Origin of the sequence: Mumia flava (genome assembly GCF_002797495.1) — a bacterium.
Lineage (GTDB): Bacteria > Actinomycetota > Actinomycetes > Propionibacteriales > Nocardioidaceae > Mumia > Mumia flava.
Genome location: NZ_PGEZ01000001.1, coordinates 978,738 through 997,101 on the forward strand (window position 1 = coordinate 978,738; position 18,364 = coordinate 997,101).

19 protein-coding genes are annotated in these 18,364 nt (G+C 73.0%); 6 read left to right on the plus strand and 13 right to left on the minus strand.

The annotated features are described in order from the left end of the window. Positions 1-15: 15 nt before the first annotated feature. The gene (gene dapC, locus CLV56_RS04645; protein WP_100414455.1) at positions 16-1,185 is read right to left on the minus strand and encodes a succinyldiaminopimelate transaminase; all 1,170 of its coding nucleotides are present in this window, start codon (positions 1,183-1,185) and stop codon (positions 16-18) included. After that, entirely contained in the window at positions 1,185-1,508 is a 324-nt protein-coding gene (gene fdxA, locus CLV56_RS04650; RefSeq protein WP_039362969.1) for a ferredoxin, read from the minus strand. Before fdxA ends, dapC begins: the two co-directional genes overlap by 1 nt. Positions 1,509-1,608: 100 nt before the next feature. Between fdxA and CLV56_RS04655 the strand changes: the two genes are divergently transcribed. Continuing rightward, complete coding sequence (locus tag CLV56_RS04655; protein ID WP_100414456.1) at positions 1,609-2,655, plus strand: GNAT family N-acetyltransferase; 1,047 nt, start codon at positions 1,609-1,611, stop codon at positions 2,653-2,655. Here CLV56_RS04655 and CLV56_RS04660 read toward each other — a convergent pair. The 4 genes from CLV56_RS04660 to mshB all read right to left on the minus strand — a co-directional run bounded on the left by CLV56_RS04660 (position 2,652) and on the right by mshB (position 6,430). Beyond that, on the minus strand, positions 2,652-4,403 hold the full coding sequence (locus tag CLV56_RS04660; RefSeq protein ID WP_157805067.1) for a VanW family protein: 1,752 nt from the start codon (positions 4,401-4,403) through the stop codon (positions 2,652-2,654). The two genes, CLV56_RS04655 and CLV56_RS04660, sit on opposite strands and share 4 nt — an antisense overlap. Before the next feature lie 63 nt (positions 4,404-4,466). Further along, complete coding sequence (locus tag CLV56_RS04665; protein ID WP_245857603.1) at positions 4,467-5,045, minus strand: flavin reductase family protein; 579 nt, start codon at positions 5,043-5,045, stop codon at positions 4,467-4,469. A gap of 44 nt (positions 5,046-5,089) precedes the next feature. Then, positions 5,090-5,503, minus strand: coding sequence for a DUF6113 family protein (locus CLV56_RS04670; protein ID WP_100414458.1), 414 nt, complete (start codon positions 5,501-5,503; stop codon positions 5,090-5,092). Positions 5,504-5,509: 6 nt separating this feature from the next. Beyond that, on the minus strand, positions 5,510-6,430 hold the full coding sequence (mshB, locus tag CLV56_RS04675) for an N-acetyl-1-D-myo-inositol-2-amino-2-deoxy-alpha-D-glucopyranoside deacetylase (RefSeq protein WP_039362966.1): 921 nt from the start codon (positions 6,428-6,430) through the stop codon (positions 5,510-5,512). Between the two features lie 54 nt (positions 6,431-6,484). Here mshB and CLV56_RS04680 point away from each other — a divergent pair, with 54 nt between their 5' ends. Beyond that, entirely contained in the window at positions 6,485-8,611 is a 2,127-nt protein-coding gene (locus CLV56_RS04680; protein ID WP_039362964.1) for a S9 family peptidase, read from the plus strand. Here CLV56_RS04680 and CLV56_RS04685 read toward each other — a convergent pair whose 3' ends face one another. Continuing rightward, positions 8,612-9,376 (minus strand): NUDIX domain-containing protein, encoded by a 765-nt coding sequence (locus tag CLV56_RS04685; RefSeq protein ID WP_281254186.1) that lies wholly within the window; start codon positions 9,374-9,376, stop codon positions 8,612-8,614. 31 nt (positions 9,377-9,407) lie between these two features. On the opposite strand from CLV56_RS04685, the gene CLV56_RS04690 reads away from it, so the two are divergent. Beyond that, positions 9,408-9,719: a 4a-hydroxytetrahydrobiopterin dehydratase gene (locus CLV56_RS04690; protein ID WP_039362962.1), complete on the plus strand. Its 312-nt coding sequence runs from the start codon at positions 9,408-9,410 to the stop codon at positions 9,717-9,719. A 42-nt stretch (positions 9,720-9,761) separates the two neighbouring features. Beyond that, positions 9,762-11,024: a YibE/F family protein gene (locus tag CLV56_RS04695; protein ID WP_100414460.1), complete on the plus strand. Its 1,263-nt coding sequence runs from the start codon at positions 9,762-9,764 to the stop codon at positions 11,022-11,024. 41 nt (positions 11,025-11,065) lie between these two features. Here CLV56_RS04695 and CLV56_RS04700 read toward each other — a convergent pair whose 3' ends face one another. Then, positions 11,066-12,214: an N-acetylglucosamine-6-phosphate deacetylase gene (locus CLV56_RS04700; protein ID WP_211287979.1), complete on the minus strand. Its 1,149-nt coding sequence runs from the start codon at positions 12,212-12,214 to the stop codon at positions 11,066-11,068. A gap of 49 nt (positions 12,215-12,263) precedes the next feature. Between CLV56_RS04700 and CLV56_RS04705 the strand changes: the two genes are divergently transcribed. Then, complete coding sequence (locus CLV56_RS04705; RefSeq protein ID WP_039362960.1) at positions 12,264-12,617, plus strand: antibiotic biosynthesis monooxygenase family protein; 354 nt, start codon at positions 12,264-12,266, stop codon at positions 12,615-12,617. Between the two features lie 33 nt (positions 12,618-12,650). Here CLV56_RS04705 and CLV56_RS04710 read toward each other — a convergent pair whose 3' ends face one another. The 3 genes from CLV56_RS04710 to ddaH form a co-directional block, all read right to left on the minus strand. Further along, the gene (locus tag CLV56_RS04710) at positions 12,651-14,213 is read right to left on the minus strand and encodes a hypothetical protein (RefSeq protein ID WP_039362958.1); all 1,563 of its coding nucleotides are present in this window, start codon (positions 14,211-14,213) and stop codon (positions 12,651-12,653) included. Beyond that, a complete protein-coding gene (locus tag CLV56_RS04715) occupies positions 14,195-15,004 on the minus strand; it encodes an ABC transporter ATP-binding protein (RefSeq protein WP_100414463.1) in 810 nt (269 codons plus the stop codon). Before CLV56_RS04715 ends, CLV56_RS04710 begins: the two co-directional genes overlap by 19 nt. A 95-nt stretch (positions 15,005-15,099) precedes the next feature. Beyond that, complete coding sequence (ddaH, locus tag CLV56_RS04720) at positions 15,100-15,996, minus strand: dimethylargininase (RefSeq protein WP_100414464.1); 897 nt, start codon at positions 15,994-15,996, stop codon at positions 15,100-15,102. A gap of 148 nt (positions 15,997-16,144) precedes the next feature. Here ddaH and CLV56_RS04725 point away from each other — a divergent pair, with 148 nt between their 5' ends. After that, positions 16,145-16,585 (plus strand): Lrp/AsnC family transcriptional regulator, encoded by a 441-nt coding sequence (locus CLV56_RS04725; protein ID WP_039363072.1) that lies wholly within the window; start codon positions 16,145-16,147, stop codon positions 16,583-16,585. Between the two features lie 14 nt (positions 16,586-16,599). Here CLV56_RS04725 and gad read toward each other — a convergent pair whose 3' ends face one another. Both gad and CLV56_RS04735 read right to left on the minus strand, forming a co-directional pair. Then, positions 16,600-18,003, minus strand: coding sequence for a glutamate decarboxylase (gene gad / locus CLV56_RS04730; protein ID WP_100414465.1), 1,404 nt, complete (start codon positions 18,001-18,003; stop codon positions 16,600-16,602). Further along, positions 18,000-18,335: an SHOCT domain-containing protein gene (locus tag CLV56_RS04735; protein WP_039362954.1), complete on the minus strand. Its 336-nt coding sequence runs from the start codon at positions 18,333-18,335 to the stop codon at positions 18,000-18,002. Before CLV56_RS04735 ends, gad begins: the two co-directional genes overlap by 4 nt. Between the last annotated feature and the right edge of the window lie 29 nt (positions 18,336-18,364).

Sequence of the window (18,364 nt, forward strand, 5' to 3'; positions counted from 1 at the left end):
CGCCCGGGCACCAGCTCAGCCGGAGATGGCGGCGAGGCGCTCGACAGCGGCGTCGATGCGCTCGTCGGTGGCCGTGAACGCGACCCGCACGTGCCGCGCGCCGGCGACGCCGTAGAACTCGCCCGGCGCCACCAGGATCCCGACCTCCGCGAGCGCCGCGACGGTGTCGCGGCACGGCTCGTCGCGGGTCGCCCAGAGGTACAGCGCGCCCTCGGAGTGGTCGATCCGGAAGCCGGCCCGCTCGAGGGCCGTCCGCAGCAGGGCCCGGCGACGCCCGTACGCCGCGTGCTGGGCGTCGGCGTGGGCGTCGTCGTCGAGCGCGGCCCGGGTCGCCGCCTGGACCGGGGCGGGCACGATCAGGCCGAGGTTCTTGCGCACCGCGAGCAGCATCCGGAGCACCGTCGGGTCGCCGGCGACGAACGCGGCTCGGTAGCCGGCGAGGTTCGAACGCTTCGAGAGGGAGTGCACCGCGAGGATCCCGTCGAACGACCCGTCGTTCACGGACTCGTGCAGCACGGAGACCGGCTCCGTACCGTCCCAGGCGCACTCGAGGTAGCACTCGTCGCTGATCAGCAGGACCCCGCGGTCGCGCGCCCAGGCGACGGTCTTGCGCAGGTGGTCGACACCGAGCACGCGGCCGGTCGGGTTCGAGGGGGAGTTCAGCCACATGATCGCGGGCGCGCTCGGACCGAGCGCGACCGTGGAGTCCGACACGACCACGTCGCAGCCGGCCAGGACGGCCCCCACCTCGTACGTCGGATAGGCGACCTGCGGGATCACGACCGTGTCACCGGGCCCGAGCCCGAGGTGCAGCGCCATCGACGCGATCAGCTCCTTCGAGCCGATCGCGGGGAGCACGTGGTCGGCGTCGAGGCCGACCACGCCGTGCCGGCGGGCGAGCCAGGCAGCAGCGGCCGTACGGAGGTCCCGGGTGCCGACGGTCTGCGGGTAGCCCGGGGCGTTCGAGGCGGCCGCGAGGGCGTCGCGCGCGACCTGCGGGGTGTCGTCGACCGGTGTCCCGATCGACAGGTCGACGATCCCGTCGGGGTGCTGCTGCGCCCGGGCCTTGACGTCCGCGAGCGAGTCCCACGGGAAGTCGGGGAGACGCGAGGCGACCGCCCGGGCCTGCAAGCGCGAGACCGCGCGCCCGGTGGGCGACGCGGTCTCGACGGGCTGCTGCGACATCAGTCCTGGTTCTGCGGCGGGAGCTCCGCGATCATCGGGTGGTCCTTGTCGACCGGACCGAGCTTCGCGGCGCCGCCCGGCGAGCCGAGATCGTCGAAGAAGTCGACGTTCGCGGTGTAGTAGTCCTTCCACTCCTCCGGGGTGTCGTCCTCGTAGAAGATCGCCTCGACCGGGCAGACCGGCTCGCACGCCCCGCAGTCGACGCACTCGTCGGGGTGGATGTAGAGCATCCGCTTGCCTTCGTAGATGCAGTCGACGGGGCACTCGTCGACACACGCCCGGTCCTTGAGGTCTACGCACGGCTGAGCGATGACATACGTCACGAGGACTACTCCTTCGATCGAAACCTTCCGGAACTAGTATCACCCCGAGGTCCGGCTCGGCGTGAACGGGTCCGGCACATGAGAGACGGACGAGGCGACGGTGGACGATCAGCGGCACGCACGACTGGAACGGCTTTTCGGTCGGCGGGTCACGGCACGGTCGCGGGTCCCGGGCGAGAGGGGCCCGAGCGGGGGTCCCGCCCACACCGACGTCGTCGGACGGATCGTCGCGCTCGATGCCACCACGGTGGTGATCGAGCGCCGCGACGGGACCGAGGCCCGGCTGGTCACCGCCGACCTCGTCGCGCTCAAGGAGGTTCCCGACGGCCCTGCCCGTCGTCGGACCCGACCGGCTCGGGACCACAGTCCTGAGCAGCTCGCTCGGATCTGTACGCACGGGTGGCCGCCGCTGGTCGCCGAGCCGCTCGGCGACTGGACGTTGCGCGCCGCCGGCGGCTTCACCGGGCGCGCGAACTCCGTCGCCGTGCACGGCGACCCGGGCGTGGGGTTCACCGCGGCGCTCGCCGCCGTCGAGGACTTCTACCGCAGCCACGGACTCCCGCCCCGCGCCCAGGTGATCGACGACACCCCCGCAGCCCGCGCGTTCGCCGAGGCCGGCTGGACCGGCATCGGGGGGACGCACGACCACGCGGTGGTCCAGGTCGCCGACGCGGCGACGGTGCTCGCCGCGGCCTCCGCGCCGGGCGCCGGCGGGCCGGACCGTACGACCGGCGCCGCACCCGAGCTCGACGGAGGCCTCGACGACGCATGGCTCGCGCTGCTCGAGCGCGACCTCGACGCGTACCCGCGCGAGGCGGTCGAGCACGTGGTCGCCTCGCCGCGCACCCTCGCACTCGCGCGGGTGGGCACCGCCGGCAGCCGTGACGGCGCCCTCGACGCGATCACCCGGATGGTGGTCACCGGAGAGTGGGCCGGTCTGTCGTGCGTGTCGGTCCGTCCCGAGGCTCGACGCAGCGGCCTGGCGTCGCTGCTGCTGGAGGAGTGCACCCGCTGGGCCGTCGAGCGCGGCGCCGACAAGGTCTACCTCCAGACCATGCTGCACAACGCACCGGCGCTGAGCCTGTATGCGCGGTACGGGTTCGTCACCCACCACACCTACCGCTATCTCGCGCCACCGAACCGCTAGTCGCCGCCCCCCGGCGCCTTCTCGCAGCGGACCGTGTCCGCGGCGTTGTAGTGCGCGGTGATGGTCTCCTCCGCGACCACCTCGCCGCCGCGACGCAGCGTCCGGTAGACGTCGACGTCGAAGCCGGTCACCCCCGACTGGGGCACGCACCGGTCGGACGGGTCGTAGCGGATCCCGGGGCTGCGCAGGTTGCGGCGCGCGGACAGCCCGGCGCTCACGTCGTACTGCTTCGTCCCCCACATCACGACGTTCATCGCACCCTGCCGGCTCGGCGTCGACGGCGTCACCCAGGCCTGGATCAGCACGGCGTGGTCGAGCGTGTTCTTGAACCGCAGGTCGACCGTCGGCCACGCGACGGTCGCCTCGCGCCCGGTCGGGTAGCGGCTGATGTAGAAGCTGTGGGGCTTGTGCTCGACGTCCTCCAGCCCCGCGAAGAACCCGGCGTTGTAGAGCGTCGTCGCGACCTGCGACACGCCACCGCCGAGGTCCTCCCGGAAGACACCGTTGCTGATCATGGTCCCGGTGGTGAAGCCGTTCGCGACGGTCCGCTCGCCGACGGTGTCGTTGAAGCTGAACGTGTCGCCGGGCTGGAGGATGGTGCCGTTCACCAGCGAAGCGGCGCGGCCCTGGTTGACGTTGCGGTACTCGGCGTACGGGAAGTTCGTGGTGAAGCTGCTGATCTTCTCGTCGATCCCCCAGCCCCGCGCGTCCTTCACCGTGACGTCCGGCGGCTGCTTGGTCGGCTGGACCGAGATCCGCCGGGCCGCGCCGCGCTCGTCGAGGACCCCGACCAGGGCATCGGCCACCGCGGGTGCACCGACGCCGATCCCGGCCCTGCCTGCGACCACCTTCGGACGGCCGGAGCGGATCTCGACGGTCGCGTCGACGCCGGCGCGCCCGATCTTGCGGGTCGCGCGGGCGAGCGGCCGGGCGAGCCGGTCGGCGTTCACCTGCGGCTCGAGCGCGTCGCCGACCACCTCGTACGAGACCGCGGGGGCGAACTGCCGCGGCTTGAGGGTCGCGGTCTTCCCGCCGGCGCGGATCGTCACCGGTTGTGCGACCGCCGGCTCGGCCGTGGTGGCGACGAACTCCGAGATCGCGTCGGACTCGATCACCGGGTCGGTCACCTCGGCCGGCAGCGTCAGCGAGCTCTGGGTGCTCGGGTAGGCCTCCAGCACGACCTCGCGTGTCCGCTCCTGGTCCACCTCGCGACCCGACTTGGGCTGGGTCACGACCGGACGCGTCCCGCGGTAGGCGATCCGGCCCTCGACCACGTCCCGGTCGACCGCGTCGGCGATCTCGGCGATCTGCGCGTCCAGCGCGGCATCGTCGACCTCGACCGCGGCCGGGTAGGTCGCCGAGCCGAGAAGCAGCCGGATCATCGTGAGCGGGTTCCAGACCGAGCCGGCGCCGGTCTGGTCGACCGAGGCCTCGACGTCGAGCTCGAACCCGACCTCCTCGGGCGTGAACTCGTAGGTCTGCGCATCGAGGGTGAGGCGTACGGGGTCGTCGAGCCCGCCCTCCAGCTCGCTGGTCAGGGTCCGGCGTGCCTCAGCGGTCGTCTGGAAGCCCACGTCGACGCCGGCGATCCGGGCGTTCACCGGAAGCCGGTCGTCGAGCACGAAGTGCAGCGCGACGTAGCCGCCGAGCACGACCAGACCCAGGGCGAGCAGCAGGAGCACCGCGACCAGGTTGCCGCGCGACCGGTCGCGCTCGCTCACGGTCGGCGTCTGCATCGTCGGCAGCACGGGCACTTCCTCAGGTGATGATGGACCAGGTGGTCGGTCGTGGAGCCTCGGTCCGTCGGTGGCTCAGGCCTGCCGGAGCGCGGACCGCCCGGAGTTCTTCTCCGACTCGGGCGACCGCACCAGCGAGCCGTAGTGCGAACGGTAGTAGAGCAGCGGCCGCTCCGAGGCCGACTCGCCGCGACTCGCCGTCGCGGCGACCACCTCGCCGACGACGATCGTGTGGTCACCGCCGTCGTAGGTCTGCCAGGTCCGGCACTCCAGCCAGGCGATCGCACGGTCGAGCAGGGCCGCCCCGGTCGCTGCCCCACGGTGGTGCGGGACCTCGTCGAGCTGTCCCTCGAGCGGGCGCCCGCGCTGCGCCAGCCAGGTGCCGTCGTCCTGCCCGTCCTCGGACAGGATCGAGACGCCCCAGGTGCCCGACGAGAGCACCGCATCGTGGAAGCGGTTGCGGTGGTCAACGACCAGGAGCACGAGCGGCGGATCCAGCGAGACCGAGCAGAATGCGCTCGCCGTCATCGCGTGATCGACGCCGTCGGCGACCGTCGTCGCCACCGTCACACCGCTGGCGAAGCGGCCGAGCGCGTCACGGAAGGCGCGGTCGGTCTCGGGGTCCAGCCGGTGGCTCTGCGGCGAATCGCTCACGCGTCCCAGCCTACGGGCCCGTCCGCAGGCTTTCCGGGCGCGGCTCAGTCGGCGGTCCGCCGAGCAGCGGACCCGCTGCGTCCCGCCAGCGCCACCCCGATGCCGACCGCGACCAGCCCGCCGAGCAGGTACGCGTACCCCAGCAGGTCCGAGGCGATCAGGTAGTCGCCCTCGCCGCGCTGGCCCGTCGCGACCAGCAGGAGCAGGGCGTACGCCGCGGCGACGGCGAGCGCCGCGGTGCGCCCGCCGAGCTCCCCCGCGGCCAGCGTCACGAGCAGCGCCGTCGCCAGGGCGAGCGCCAGGCCCCAGGGCAGGGCGCCGAGGGCGTGCCGGTGGACGATCAGACCGGCCAGCGCGCAGACGAGCCCGACCAGCGCAGCGAGCAGCACCGCGCCCGCACGCAGCACCGGCCGCGCGCGGGGCGTGCGGGCGGCGTCGGAGCCACGGTCGCCGGACACGGACGGTCAGTCGATCCCGGCGAAGAGGTCCCGCTCGACGCCGTCGGGGCCCGCGACGGCAGCACCCTTCGCGATCCGGAAGCACTCCGTGCCCCAGATGAAGGCGCCGAGGTTGTTCGAGAGGGCGAAGAACGGCCCGTCGACCTGGATCTGCGTCGGGTAGGCGCGCATCGCGTCGAGCTTGGCGTCGGCGAACTCCTCGGCCGTGACGACCGTCGAGATCAGCGCGTCCGGGGTCGCCATCCACGACAGGTCGCCGTCGGGGTCCATCCCCTCGAAGGTCGTCGTGTCGCCGGACGCGCGCAGCCGGCGCAGCCCTTCGCGCAGCCGCGACTCCGACTGGGCCGTCCAGTACACCTTCGCGACGTCCCAGGCCTCCCCGAGGTCGGTGCGGTACGACGCGGTCGCCGCCAGCGCCACGGCGTACGTCGCGACCCGGTGGGCCTGCACGTGGTCCGGGTGCCCGTAGCCGCCGAACTGGTCGTAGGTGACCAGGACCTGCGGGCGGACCTCGCGGATGATCGCGACCAGGTGGTCCGCGGCCTCGCGGAGGTCGGCGTGCCAGAACGCGTTCGCGGGGATGTCGGGCGCAGCGGTGGCGGCGCCCGTGGCCTCGTCCCACGCCATCCCCGAGTCGCGGTAGCGCCCCTCGCCGCCGAGCCAGCGCGCGTCGGTGACGCCGAGCGCCTTCATCGCCGCGTCCCGCTCACCGATCCGGTGGGCGCCGAGGCCGTCGTCCCGGTCCGAGGCCAGGTGCGCGAGCTCGGGAACGAGGATCTCGCCCTCCTCGCCGAGGGTGCACGTCACCAGCGTCACGCCGTCCCCGGCCGCGGCGTGCTGGGCCATCACCGCGCCCGTCCCGATCGTCTCGTCGTCGGGGTGGGCGTGGACGAGCATCAGACGGCGCTCCGGCCTCGACTCAGGCATGGCGCCAGGGTACTCGCGCCGCCGCTCGTCCCCCGCTCCCCGTAGGCTTCGGGCATGACTGAGCCGGCCGAGACGTCCGTGTCGTTCCCTCGCCTCCAGGCCCGCTCGCTGCGGTTCACGCTGGGCCTCCCCCGCGCGATCACCGTCGCTGCGGACGGTGAGCGGGTCTACTTCCTGCGGACCCCCGACGGCGAGACCCGGACCGGTGCCTTGTGGGTGCTCAACACCCAGACGGGCGTCGAGCAGTGCCTCGTGGACCCGGACGTCCTGCTCGGCGACGGCGGCGAGACCCTGTCCGAGACGGAGCGGGCCCGGCGCGAGCGCAGCCGCGAGACGGCCGCCGGGATCGTCGGCTACTCCATGGACGACGCGGCGGAGGTGGCCGCGTTCGCCCTGTCCGGGTCGGTCTGGGTGTGCCGGACCGCCAGCGGCGCGACCACGGCGCTCGACACCCCGTCGTCGGTGATCGACCCGCGGGTCGACCCCACGGGACGGCACGTCGCGTATGTCGTCGACGGCGCGCTGCGGATCGTCGGCGTCGACGGGACGCTCGACTACCCGCTGGTCGAGCCGGACGGGCCCGAGGTGTCCTGGGGACTGGCCGAGTTCGCCGCGGCCGAGGAGATGGACCGGCACCGCGGCTTCTGGTGGGCGCCGGACGGTCAGTCCCTCCTGGTCGCGCGGGTCGACGACACCCCGGTCTCGACCTGGTGGCTCGCCGACCCCGCGAACCCGGCCCAGGAGCCCACCCCGCACCGCTACCCCGCCGCCGGCACGCCGAACGCCGACGTGACGCTGTGGCGGATCGGCCTGGACGGCAGCCGCACCGAGATCGTCTGGGACCGCGGCACGTACGAGTACCTGGCGCGGGTCTCGTGGACCGAGCACGGCGACCCGCTCGTGCAGGTGCTGTCGCGCGACCAGCGCGAGGCCGCGGTCCTCGCCGTGGAGTACGACTCCGGCGAGACCACGCTGGTCCGCGCCCAGCACGACGACGTGTGGCTGGACCTCGCTCACGGTGCACCCGCGTACGCCCCGGGCGGTCGACTGGTGACGGTCGAGGACGTGGAGGACACGAAGCGGCTCCTGCTCGACGGGAGCCCGGTCTCCCCCGACGATCTCCAGGTCCGCTCGGTGGTCTCGATCGACGCCGACTCGATCCTCGTGACCGGTTCCGTGGAGCCCACCGAGGTCCACCTGTGGAGGATCGGGATCGGCGGCGACTGCGTCCAGGTGAGCGACGCCCCCGGGACCTGGGAGGCCGCTCGTGGCGGTGGTGTCGAGGTCCGTGTGCACTCCGGGGCCGAGACGACGCTTCCCACGTACGCCGTGCACCGCGACGGCACCGAGGTCGCCCGGCTCGCGACCCGGATGCTCGACCCGGGATTCGTGCCCGAGGTGCGCTTCCTCGATGCCGGGGACGACGCCGTCCGCACGGCCGTGCTGTTCCCCCGCGGTCACCAGCACGGCGACGTCGCGCGCCTGCCGATCGTGATGAACCCGTACGGCGGGCCGCACGCCCAACGCGTGCTGCGCTCCGCGCGGCGGTTCCTCGAGGCGCAGTGGATCGCCGACCAGGGCTTCTGCGTCGTGGTCGCCGACGGCCGGGGGACGCCGGGTCGGGGACGCGCGTGGGACCGGGCGCTGCGCGACGACTTCGCCGGTGTCACGCTCGACGACCAGGTGACCGCGCTGGACGCGGTGGTCGACAAGTACGGCTCGGACGTCGACCCCTCCCGCGTCGGGATCATGGGCTGGTCGTACGGCGGGTACCTCAGCGCGCTCGCGGTGCTGCGCCGTCCGGACGTCTTCCACGCCGCGGTCGCCGGCGCCCCGGTCACCGACTGGAGGCTGTACGACACCTGCTACACCGAGCGCTACCTCGGTCACCCCGACGAGCAGCCGGAGGTCTACGACGCGAACTCCCTGCTCGACGGGCTGGACGACCTCGACGACGTGCCTCCGCTCATGCTCGTGCACGGCACCGTGGACGACAACGTCGTGGTCGCACACACGCTGCGGCTCAGCTCCGCGCTGCTCGCCGCGGGTCTCGGGCACGCGGTGCTCCCGCTGACCGGGGTGACGCACATGACGCCGCAGGAGGTCGTCGCCGAGAACCTCGCGATGCTGGAGGTCGACTTCCTGCGCACCGCGCTGGAGCGCCGGCGCGACGAGCGCTGATCAGCGGGGCCGCTTGATCCGCTTCGGCCCGTCGGGCAGCGGTGCCGGCGCGCGCCCTCCGGGCTGCGGTTCGTCGTCGACCATCCACGCCAGCTCGATGGCGCCGACGAGCTCGGAGAGCCGGCGTGCGGCCACCGGGTCTTCGACGTGGACCAGCCATGCGCGGTCCTCGCTGTCGTCCTCTCCTGCGAACGACTCGCGGGCGAGCCTGACCGTGTGCCCCTCCTCGCGGAGCGTCCCAGCCACCTGCTCGGCGTCCTCGCCCTCGTCGAAGTGTGCCGCCGCGGTCGGCGCGACGACCGGTGCCGGGTCGCCGGCAGGTTCGGCCAGCACCTGCTCGAGCTCGGCCAGGAACGGCTCGTCCGCGGGCAGCCAGGCGACCTCGCGCAGCTCGTCGGCAGCGAGCCAGCGCACCGCGTCGTGCTCGGTCGGGCCGACCTCGCCGAAGACGATCCGACCGAGGTAGACCCGCAGGACCGCGCCGTTGGGCAGCGTCGACTCCGCTGAGAGCCTGCGCCCGAGCGACGCCTCGCAGCCGAGCTCCTCGGCGATCTCGCGGACCCCCGCCTCGATCTCGGTCTCCCCCGGATCGACCTTGCCGCCGGGGAACTCCCAGCCGCCGGCGGTCGCCGCCGGCGCGGTCCTCCGGGCGGCGAGCACACGCCCCGCCCGGATCAGCGCGACCCCGACGACGACGCGCTGCTCCCCGTCCCGGTCGGACGGGAGGGGTGCGTCCGGAGCGTCAGCCGGCCTCGGGGTCTCCACAAGGCGCGAGACTAGCGCGTACGGTGGCGACATGACTGCTGCCGACGACCTTCTGTCGGAGTCCGAGATCTCCGACGGCCTGGCCTCGCTGCCTGGATGGATCCGCGAGGGCGACACCCTGATGCGTTCCGTGCGGGCCTCGTCCTTCCTCGGCGGGATCGACCTCGTGAACGCCGTCGCGCGCGCCGCCGAGGACGCGAACCACCACCCCGACATCACGATCCGCTGGCGCGAGCTCACGTTCGCCCTGAGCACGCACTCGGCCGGTGGGCTGACCGCGAAGGATCTGGCGATGGCGTCGCGGATCGACCGGATCGTCGAGGCCGGCGAGTCGACCGACTGACGCTCGGGCCGTCAGCGGCCCGAGGCGTGGGACCCTGGGGCCGTGTCGCACTCCGCAGAGCCGCCCGGTCCCGGGACCGCGCCCCTCGGCCACCATCACGCTCCCCCCGACCGTGGACGCCGGGGCCTCGCGCAGGTCCTCGCCGCCGTGATCGCGCTCCTCGCCGTCGGGCTCGGCGTCGCGGTGTGGATGCTGTGGCCGGACTCCGACCAGGTCGCCAGCGCCCAGAACCCGTACGGCCAGCCGGGGGTCAGCATCGTCGACGCCACGGTCACGGGCGTGGACCCGCTCGAGTGCGGAGCCGGCGGCGTCGGCCCCGACGGGCTCCCCGCGGTCGAGGGGTCGTGCGGGCAGGTGCGGTTCCAGACCGACGACGGCGAGTCGGCCGAGCTGACCGTCCAGCCCGCGCTCTACAACAACGGCATCGAGGTCGGCGACGAGATCCAGGTCATCCGGATCGCCCCGGACGGCGCCGATGCGACGTTCGAGTTCCTCGACTTCCAGCGCGGATCGCAGCTGGTGTGGCTCGGGCTGGCCTGCGCGGTCGTGATCATCGCCGTCGCTCGCTGGCGGGGGCTGTTCGCCCTGGCCGGGGTCGCGGCGACGATCGGGGCTCTGGTGGTGTTCGTGCTGCCCGCGCTGCTCGCCGGTGAGAACGCGTTGGCGGTCGCCGTCGTCGGCTCGAGCGCGATCATGCTCGTGGTCCTCTACCTGGTGCACGGCATCTCGATCCGGACGACGTCGGCCCTGCTCGGCACCCTCGCCGGCATCGCGATGACGGCCGTCCTGGGCAGCCTCACCACCGGCTGGACCCACCTGACCGGCCTCGCGTCGGAGGACGACCAGGTGCTGATGGCGGTGGCGGGCCAGGTGAGTCTGTCGGGCGTGGTGACGGCATCGATGGTCATCGCCGGGCTCGGCGTGCTCAACGACGTCACCGTGACGCAGGCGAGCGCGGTCTGGGAGCTCCGAGCGGCCCAGCCGACGCAGTCACGGACCGGTGTGTTCGTCTCGGCGATGCGGATCGGTCGCGACCACATCGCCTCGAGCGTCTACACACTGGTCTTCGCCTACGCCGGCACCGCCATGACCGTGCTGCTCCTGATCGTCGCCTACCAGCGCGGGCTCGGCGAGATCGCGTCCACCGAGCAGGTCGGCGCCGAGATCGCGAGGACGCTCGTCGGGCTGATCGGTCTCGTCCTCGCGGTTCCCATCACGACTGCGATCGCCACCGCCCTCGCGCCGGCGCCGGACCGTCCAGCACATGCGACCCCGGCGGAGTGGACCGAGGTCGAGCAGACCTGAGTCGGACCGTGGGTCCGTCCGGAGCTTCGACCGCCGACCGCTCAGACGACGGCATCCCCCTCGCGGACCACGCCGACGGGCCGCAGGTCGTCGCCGAGCGCGACGAAGGACGCCGCCGCCCCGACCTCGAGCACGCCCCCGGGCAGGCCGAGCGCCGACGCCGGCGCGAGGGACGCCGCCGCGCTCGCAGCGGCCGGATCCAGACCCAGGTCGAGCACGGCACGCCGTACCGCCCGGTCCATCGTGAGAGTGGACCCCGCGATCGCACCGGAGCCGGTCAGGCGCGCGACCCCGTCGCGGACCTCGACGTCGAGGCCGCCCAGGTCGTACTGCCCGTCGGAGGCGCCCGCAGCGGCCATCGCGTCGGTCACCAGCGCGGCGGACCGGCCGGCGTCGACGAGCAGCCTCCGGGCCCACGCGTCGTGCAGGTGGACGCCGTCGAGGATCACCTCGAGGAACGCGGCGGAGTCGAGCGCCGCGACGACCGGCCCGGGGGCGCGGTGGTGCACGGGCCGCATCGCGTTGGAGGCGTGGGTCAGGATCGTCGCGCCCGCGTCGAACGCTGCACGGGCCCCCGCGTAGTCGGTGTCGGTGTGACCGACCGCGACCCGGACACCGGCCTCGGTCAGCAGCCCGATCGCCTCGGTCGCCCCGTCGAGCTCGGGCGCCAGGGTCACCATCCGCAGGTGCCCGTCGCCTGCCTCCACGAGCCGCTCGACGCTCTCGCGGGTCGGTGCGACGAGCGCTTCGGGGTCGTGAGCGCCGCGGTGCTGCGGCGACAGGAACGGACCCTCGAGATGGATCCCGACCACAGGGCCGAGCCCGGAGGCGATCGCCGCGGCGAGGTCCCGGACCTGCTCGACGATCACGTCGACCGGCGCGGAGACCAGGCTCGCGAGCATCGCGGTGGTGCCGGACCGTCCGTGGGTGGCCGCCGCCCGCTCCGCGGCAGCACGGCCGCCGTCGAACGACGCACCGCCTCCGCCGTGGCAGTGCAGGTCGACGAACCCGGGGAGCAGCCACGCCGGCGCGCTCGGATCGCGGTCTCCCTGCTCCACGCTGGAGACGACGCCGTCGGCGTAGGTGACCGCGACGTCCTCGACCACCTGCCCGTCGACCACGGCACGCCGGGCGGCGACCCGTCCGCTCCGACGACCGTCACGGCGCTGACCCACGCTGAGCACTCCCACCCCGCCAGCGTAGTGAGGCTGCCCGACCGGCCAGTGGGAGCATGGGGGCATGAGCATCATCAAGATCAACGCCATCACGGTGCCGGCCGACTCCGGCGACGAGCTGGCCCACCGGTTCGCGGCCCGCGCAGGTGCGGTCGACGGGGTCGACGGCTTCGAGGGCTTCGAGCTGCTGAAGCCGACCGACGAGCGGACCACCTGGCTCGTCGTCACCCGGTGGCGCGACGAGGAGGCGTTCGAGGCCTGGCGCACGTCGCCGGAGTTCGGTCACGGCCACCGTCAGGCCGGGGGCGGCACGTCGGGCGGTGAGGCCCACGGCGGCGCACACGGCTCGGAGCAGCGCCCGGTCTCCACGCACGCGGAGCTGTGGTCGTACGAGGTGGCGGGCGGCACCGGCGCCTGACGGCGCCGCGACGCGGCGTCCGCCGCCGCGGTCTCACCCCTGCGCGACCAGACGCTGGAGGATGTCCGGCCCGCGTCGGTCGAGGTGGGCGCCGCTGGTGCGGAGGGCCTGGCGGAGGACGAGGGCGCCGACGGACACTCCCACGACGAGGGTCGCGAGGCCGGCCGCGGCCGACCCGCTCGCCCATGCGAGCAGGAAGAGCGCGACCGCCGGGAGCGAGAGCGCGAACGACGCCGCGAAGCCGATCATCTGACCCACGATCACCCCCGATCCGCCGCCGGACGGGGTCGCGAACATGCTCTGCCCGGGAAGCGGGACCGGGTAGAGGTAGCGCACCGCCATCACGGTCGAGGTCCCGAGGGTCACGAGCATCACCCCGAGGTCGAGCCCGAGCACCGCGACCAGCAGGTCCCAGCGGCCGCTGACCGCGACCGAGGCGAGCGTGAACGCCAGCACGACGGGCGCCGCCAGCAGGCTCGCGGAGACGACACGCCCCGTGCGGTCGGCCTGGCCGGCGAGGCCGGAGGCGACGTGCAGCCACCAGGCCGTGCTGTCGTAGGCCAGGTCGGCCGAGATCGCGAAGGCGAGCGCGAACGCCACCACCGGCCCGACCGCGAGCAGCGCGTCGTTGTCGTGGAGCCCTCCGCCGAGCACGAGGAACGGGATCGGGAGGAACGGGATGTACAGCAGCGACCCCGCGTAGCGCGGGTCGCGCTGCCAGTACGTCAAGCAGCGCGCGGCGACGACACCGACCGGCGAGGAGGGCAGCCGGTCGAACCAGCCGTAGCCGTGTGTCCGGGTCGCGGCTGTCCGGGCGGGCGGGCTGACGAGTGCCCGCTCCATCGCCGACGCCCACACCCGCAGGCCGACGAGGAGCGTGACGACGCAGATCGCCGTACGGCCGAGCAGGCTCCACCACAACCCTTCAGCGACGTCGGCACCGAGCGCCCAGGGCGCCCCCGCCGGCGTCCAGGCGACGACGCCGGCCGTGCTCTCGAGCAAGCTACCGCTCACCCCCCGGTCGAGGATCGGGCTGATCAGCGGAAGGAGCGCGAGGGGCAGCACGACCAGCGCCGTGACGACCTCACGGAACCGCCGGCGCTCACTGAGCGGCGCCAGGACCGCGACGACGGCCCGGGCCCCGACGACGCACAGCGCGAGCCCGAGCACACCGCCGACGAGGCCGACGAGCGCGGCGAGCGGCTCGTCCCACCACACCAGGGCACTCGCCAGCGCTGACGCCGCCGTGGTGGCTCCGGGGACGCCGACCAGGGTCGCGAGCGCCAGGCCGACCACGAGCGAGCGCGGGTCCAGACCCAGCGGCTGAAAGCGACGAGCATCGAGAGTCGAGTCCAGTCCCTGAGCGACCACCGGGATGATCCACCAGCCGAGCACCGCGGGCGCCCCGATCAGGACCAGGCCGGTCCGCGCCGCACCCGGGTCGGCGAACGAGGCCGCGACCGCGCCGGCGACCACGAGGACCACGATCCCGAGGGCCCACAGCGCGAACAGTGCGAACCCGACGACCTGCCACGGGGAGCGACGCCAACCATTGACCAGCAGCGTCAGCTTCAGCCTCACGAGGACTGCAGCCACGCCAGGTCCTCGGTCGTGGTGGCGCCGCCGACGAGGTCGACGAACCGCTCCTCCAGGCTGCCCTCGCCGCGCACCGCGTCGATCGTGCCAGCGGCGACGACGACACCCCGGGCAACCACGGCGACGTGGTCGCACATCCGCTCGACGAGGTCCATCACGTGCGACGACACGACGACCGTGCCGCCGGTCTCGACGAATCGGGTGAGGAGGCCCCGGATGCCCGCGGCGCTGACCGGGTCGACGGACTCGAACGGCTCGTCGAGGACCAGGACCCGTGGCGCGTGCACGAGGGCGGAGGCCAGCGCGACCTTCTTGGTCATGCCGGCGGAGTAGTCGACCACGAGCTGGTCGGCCGCCTCGGCGAGTCCGAGTGCGCCGAGCAGGTCGTCGGTGCGGCTGCGCGCCGTCGCGCGGTCGAGACCGCGGAGCTCACCGGCGTAGGCGATCAGCTGCGCGCCGGTGAGCCGGTCGAACAGGCGCATCCCGTCCGGGAGGACGCCGATCTGCGGCTTGGCCCGTCGCGGGTCGGACCACACGTCGACGCCGTGCACGGTGACGGTCCCGCGGTCGGGGCGGAGCAGACCGGTCGCCATCGACAGCATCGTCGTCTTGCCGGCGCCGTTCGGCCCGACCACGCCGTAGAACGACCCGGCGGGGACGTCGAGGCTCACCTGGGCCACGGCGAGGGTGCTGCCGAACGACCTGGTCAGGCCGCGCAACGACAGGGCTGCGGAGGGGTCGGGGACGGCTGCGTGGTCGTCCGGTTCGGTCACGACGTCGCGAGCGGGCACCTCATCTCCTTCGGACGGGAGGTCCCACCGTACGTCGCGCCGGTGTCAGTCCCGAAGGCCGCCTGCGTCCTCGCTCCGCGGTGGGCGCACCGGCCTCAGGAGCGCACCTCGAGCGTGCAGCACTTGATCCCGCCGCCGGCCTTCAGCAGCTCGGAGAGGTCCAGCGGGACCGGGACGTAGCCGCGCTCCTTGAGCTGGACGTGCAGACCGGGCGCCTGGTCCGTCACGAAGACGTGCAGGCCGTCGGAGACCGCGTTCAGACCGAGCACCGCGGCCTCGTCGCCCCCGACCAGCACCGCGTCGGGGAACATCCGCTCGAGACGTCGCCGCGAGGACGGTGAGAAGGCGTCGGGGTGGTAGGCGATGTTGGCGTCGTCGAGCGCGAACAGCGCGGTGTCGAGGTGGTAGTAGCGCGGGTCGACGAGCTGGAGCGTGACCACCGGCGCGTCGAAGTACGCGGCCACCTCCGTGTGCGCACCGGCGGCCGTACGGAAGCCGGTGCCGGCGAGCACGAGGTCGCCGACCGCGACCAGGTCGCCCTCGCCCTCGTTGACCCAGGCCGCCTGGCGGCCGCCCCCGATCCCGGCCGACTTCAGCCACGCGGTGTGGGCCGCGGCCTCGTCGGTCCGTTCGGGGTGGGCGAAGCGCGCGACCAGAGCGCGCCCGGCGCGGACGAACGAGCCGTTCGCCGCGAAGACCATGTCCGGCAGACCCGGCACCGGGTCCAGGAGGTCCACCGTGTGGCCGTGGGCCTCGTACGTCGCGCGCAGCGTCTCCCACTGCTCGATGGCCAGATCCCGGTCGACACCCGCCTCGGTGCTCATCCACGGGTTGATCGAGTACGTCACGTCGAAGTGGTCGGGTCGGCACATCAGGAACCGGCGCGGGCGCGGGGCGCGCAGCGGGATCACCGGCGCGAGATCCTGCGGGTCGGCGTCCTCGGTGGCGGCCGCGAAGGGCGGATCGGCGGCGACGAGCGTGTCGGCGGTCATGGCGGCTCCCTCTCAACGGCTCCCGGTGCGACGTGAAGTCTCGACGGTATGCGCGGCACGCTGCACGAACAACGCTGATCGCTTGCACGTCGTGCAAGAATCGAAGCAAGATCAGGGACTTATCGACGATTCGTTCAACGAGGTGACGATGGACACGATCGACCGCGACATCATCGGCTGCCTGACCCGCGACGCGCGGGCGACCTACGCCGAGATCGGGCAGCAGGTCGGCCTGTCGGCGCCGGGGGTGAAGCGGCGGGTCGACGCGATGCGTTCACGCGGTCAGATCCGAGGCTTCACCGCCCTGATCGACCCCTCGGCGCTCGGCTGGACCACCGAGGCCTACGTCGAGGTCTACTACGACGGCAACGTCTCCGCGAAGGAGCTCAAGCGCAATCTCGAGCAGATCCCGCAGGTGGTCGGCGCGTGGACGGTCGCCGGCAACGCCGACGCGATCGTGCACGTCATGGCGACCAGCATGGGCGAGATCGAGGAGGTCGTCGAGCGGATGCGAGAGCACGCGAAGGTCGAGCGGACCCGCAGTGCGATCGTGATGTCACGCCTGTTCGAGCGCTCCCGCACCCGCTGACCGGAGCGTCCCGCTCAGCGACCGATCACGCGGGCGGCGCGCTCCTTGCCGTTGGCGGCGGCCTGCTCCGGTGACGTCCAGACGTCGGCGCTGGTCGGCCCACGCGAGGCCGGCTGCTCGCGCGCGAGATCGTCGTAGGCGGCGAAGAGGTCCCGCAGCAGGACGTCGATCATCTGCCGGCTGAGGTCGAGGCGGCAGACCACCCGCATCAGGTGGACCGACTCCGCGTTCGGCGGCAGGTTGTACGCCGGCACGATCCAGCCGTGCTCCCGCAGCCGCGACGACAGGTGGTAGACGTCGAAGCCAGGGTCCCCGACGAGCGAGAACGTGACGACCGGCTCGGGGAGCTCGGGGTTGAGGATCGTGAACTTCCCCGACGCCTCCAGCTGCTCGTTCAGGTGGCGAGCGTTCGCGAGCGTGTTCGCGACGATCGCCTCGTAGCCGGCGCGGCCGAGACGCAGGAAGTTGTACATCTGCGCCTGGATCATCGCCGAGCCGCGGGAGAAGTTGAACGTGTACGTCGGCTGCGCGCCCCCGAGGTAGTTCACGCTGAAGATGAGGTCCTTCGGCAGCGAGTCGCGGTCCCGGAACACCAGCCAGCCGACGCCCGGGTAGACCAACCCGTACTTGTGACCCGAGGCATTGATCGACGCGACCTGCTCGAGCCGGAAGTCGAACTTGTGGTCGGGCTCGGCGAACGGCGCGATGAAGGCGCCGCTGGCCCCGTCGACGTGGATCGGGATGTCCCACCCCTGCTGCGCCTTGATCTCGAGCAGCAGGTCGTTGACCTCCTCGATCGGGTCCGCACCACCGGTGTGCGTGGTGCCCTGGACGACCCCGACCCCGATCGTGTTCTCGTCGACCTGCGCACGCACGTCCTCGGGATCCAGGACGTAGCGGTCGGGGCTCATCGGGATCCGGCGGGGCTCGACGTCGAAGTAGTTCGCGAACTTGTCCCACACCACGTGGGTCTCCGCGCCGTAGACCATGTTCGGGCGGTCGGCCGGCAGCCCGGCGGCCTGGCGCGCGTTGCGCCACCGGCGCTTGTGCGCGAGCATCCCCAGCATGATCGCCTCCGACGAGCCGATCGTGGCGACGCCGACCGTCTGCGCCGGGTCCGGAGCGTTGAAGAGGTCGCCGAGCATGTGCACGCACGCCTCCTCGACGAGCGACGCAGCCGGGTACTCCTCGTGGTCGATGTGGTTCTTGCTCAGCGTGTCGCGGATCAGCTCCTCGGCCTGCGGCTCCATCCAGGTCGTGACGAACGAGGCGAGGTTGAGGGTCGGGCGCCCGTCGAGCATCAGGCCCGTGTGCAGCAGCGCGTAGACCTCGTCGGCGTCCATCCCCTCCTCGGGGAACTTCGTCGGGTCGATGTGCTCGCGAAAGCCCCGACGACCGTGGATCGGGAGGTCGCTCATCCGAGGATCCGCGCCTTCTGCGCGGCGAACTCCTCGTCGGTGAGGATCCCCTGGGCCTTGAGGTCCGCGAGGTCCTTGAGCTGCTGGATGGTGTCGCCGCCGGCGGGTGCGGGCGCGGCGGCGGGCGGCTGCTGGTACTGCTGGGGCTGCGCGTACTGCTGCTGCGGCTGCGCGTACGCCTCCTGCTGGTACGCGGCCTGCCGCTCGGCGGCGATGTGAGCGTCCCGCTCGGCGAAGCGCTCGGCCTGCCGGCGCTGCACGCGGCCGTTCACGGCCGAGGCGGTTCCTGCGATGACGGCGGTGCGGGCGACGCCCCTGAGAAGTCCTGGCATGATGGCGATCCTTTCGAAGGTGGGTGCTC

Bases quoted from the DNA above. Each gene is read 5' to 3' on its own strand.
- dapC (WP_100414455.1), bottom strand. From the start codon at position 1,185: ATGTCGCAGCAGCCCGTCGAGACCGCGTCGCCCACCGGGCGCGCGGTC.
- mshB (WP_039362966.1), bottom strand. From the start codon at position 6,430: ATGCCTGAGTCGAGGCCGGAGCGCCGTCTGATGCTCGTCCACGCCCAC.
- CLV56_RS04680 (WP_039362964.1), top strand. From the start codon at position 6,485: ATGACTGAGCCGGCCGAGACGTCCGTGTCGTTCCCTCGCCTCCAGGCC.
- CLV56_RS04690 (WP_039362962.1), top strand. From the start codon at position 9,408: ATGACTGCTGCCGACGACCTTCTGTCGGAGTCCGAGATCTCCGACGGC.
- CLV56_RS04705 (WP_039362960.1), top strand. From the start codon at position 12,264: ATGAGCATCATCAAGATCAACGCCATCACGGTGCCGGCCGACTCCGGC.
- ddaH (WP_100414464.1), bottom strand. From the start codon at position 15,996: ATGACCGCCGACACGCTCGTCGCCGCCGATCCGCCCTTCGCGGCCGCC.
- CLV56_RS04725 (WP_039363072.1), top strand. From the start codon at position 16,145: ATGGACACGATCGACCGCGACATCATCGGCTGCCTGACCCGCGACGCG.
- gad (WP_100414465.1), bottom strand. From the start codon at position 18,003: ATGAGCGACCTCCCGATCCACGGTCGTCGGGGCTTTCGCGAGCACATC.
- CLV56_RS04735 (WP_039362954.1), bottom strand. From the start codon at position 18,335: ATGCCAGGACTTCTCAGGGGCGTCGCCCGCACCGCCGTCATCGCAGGA.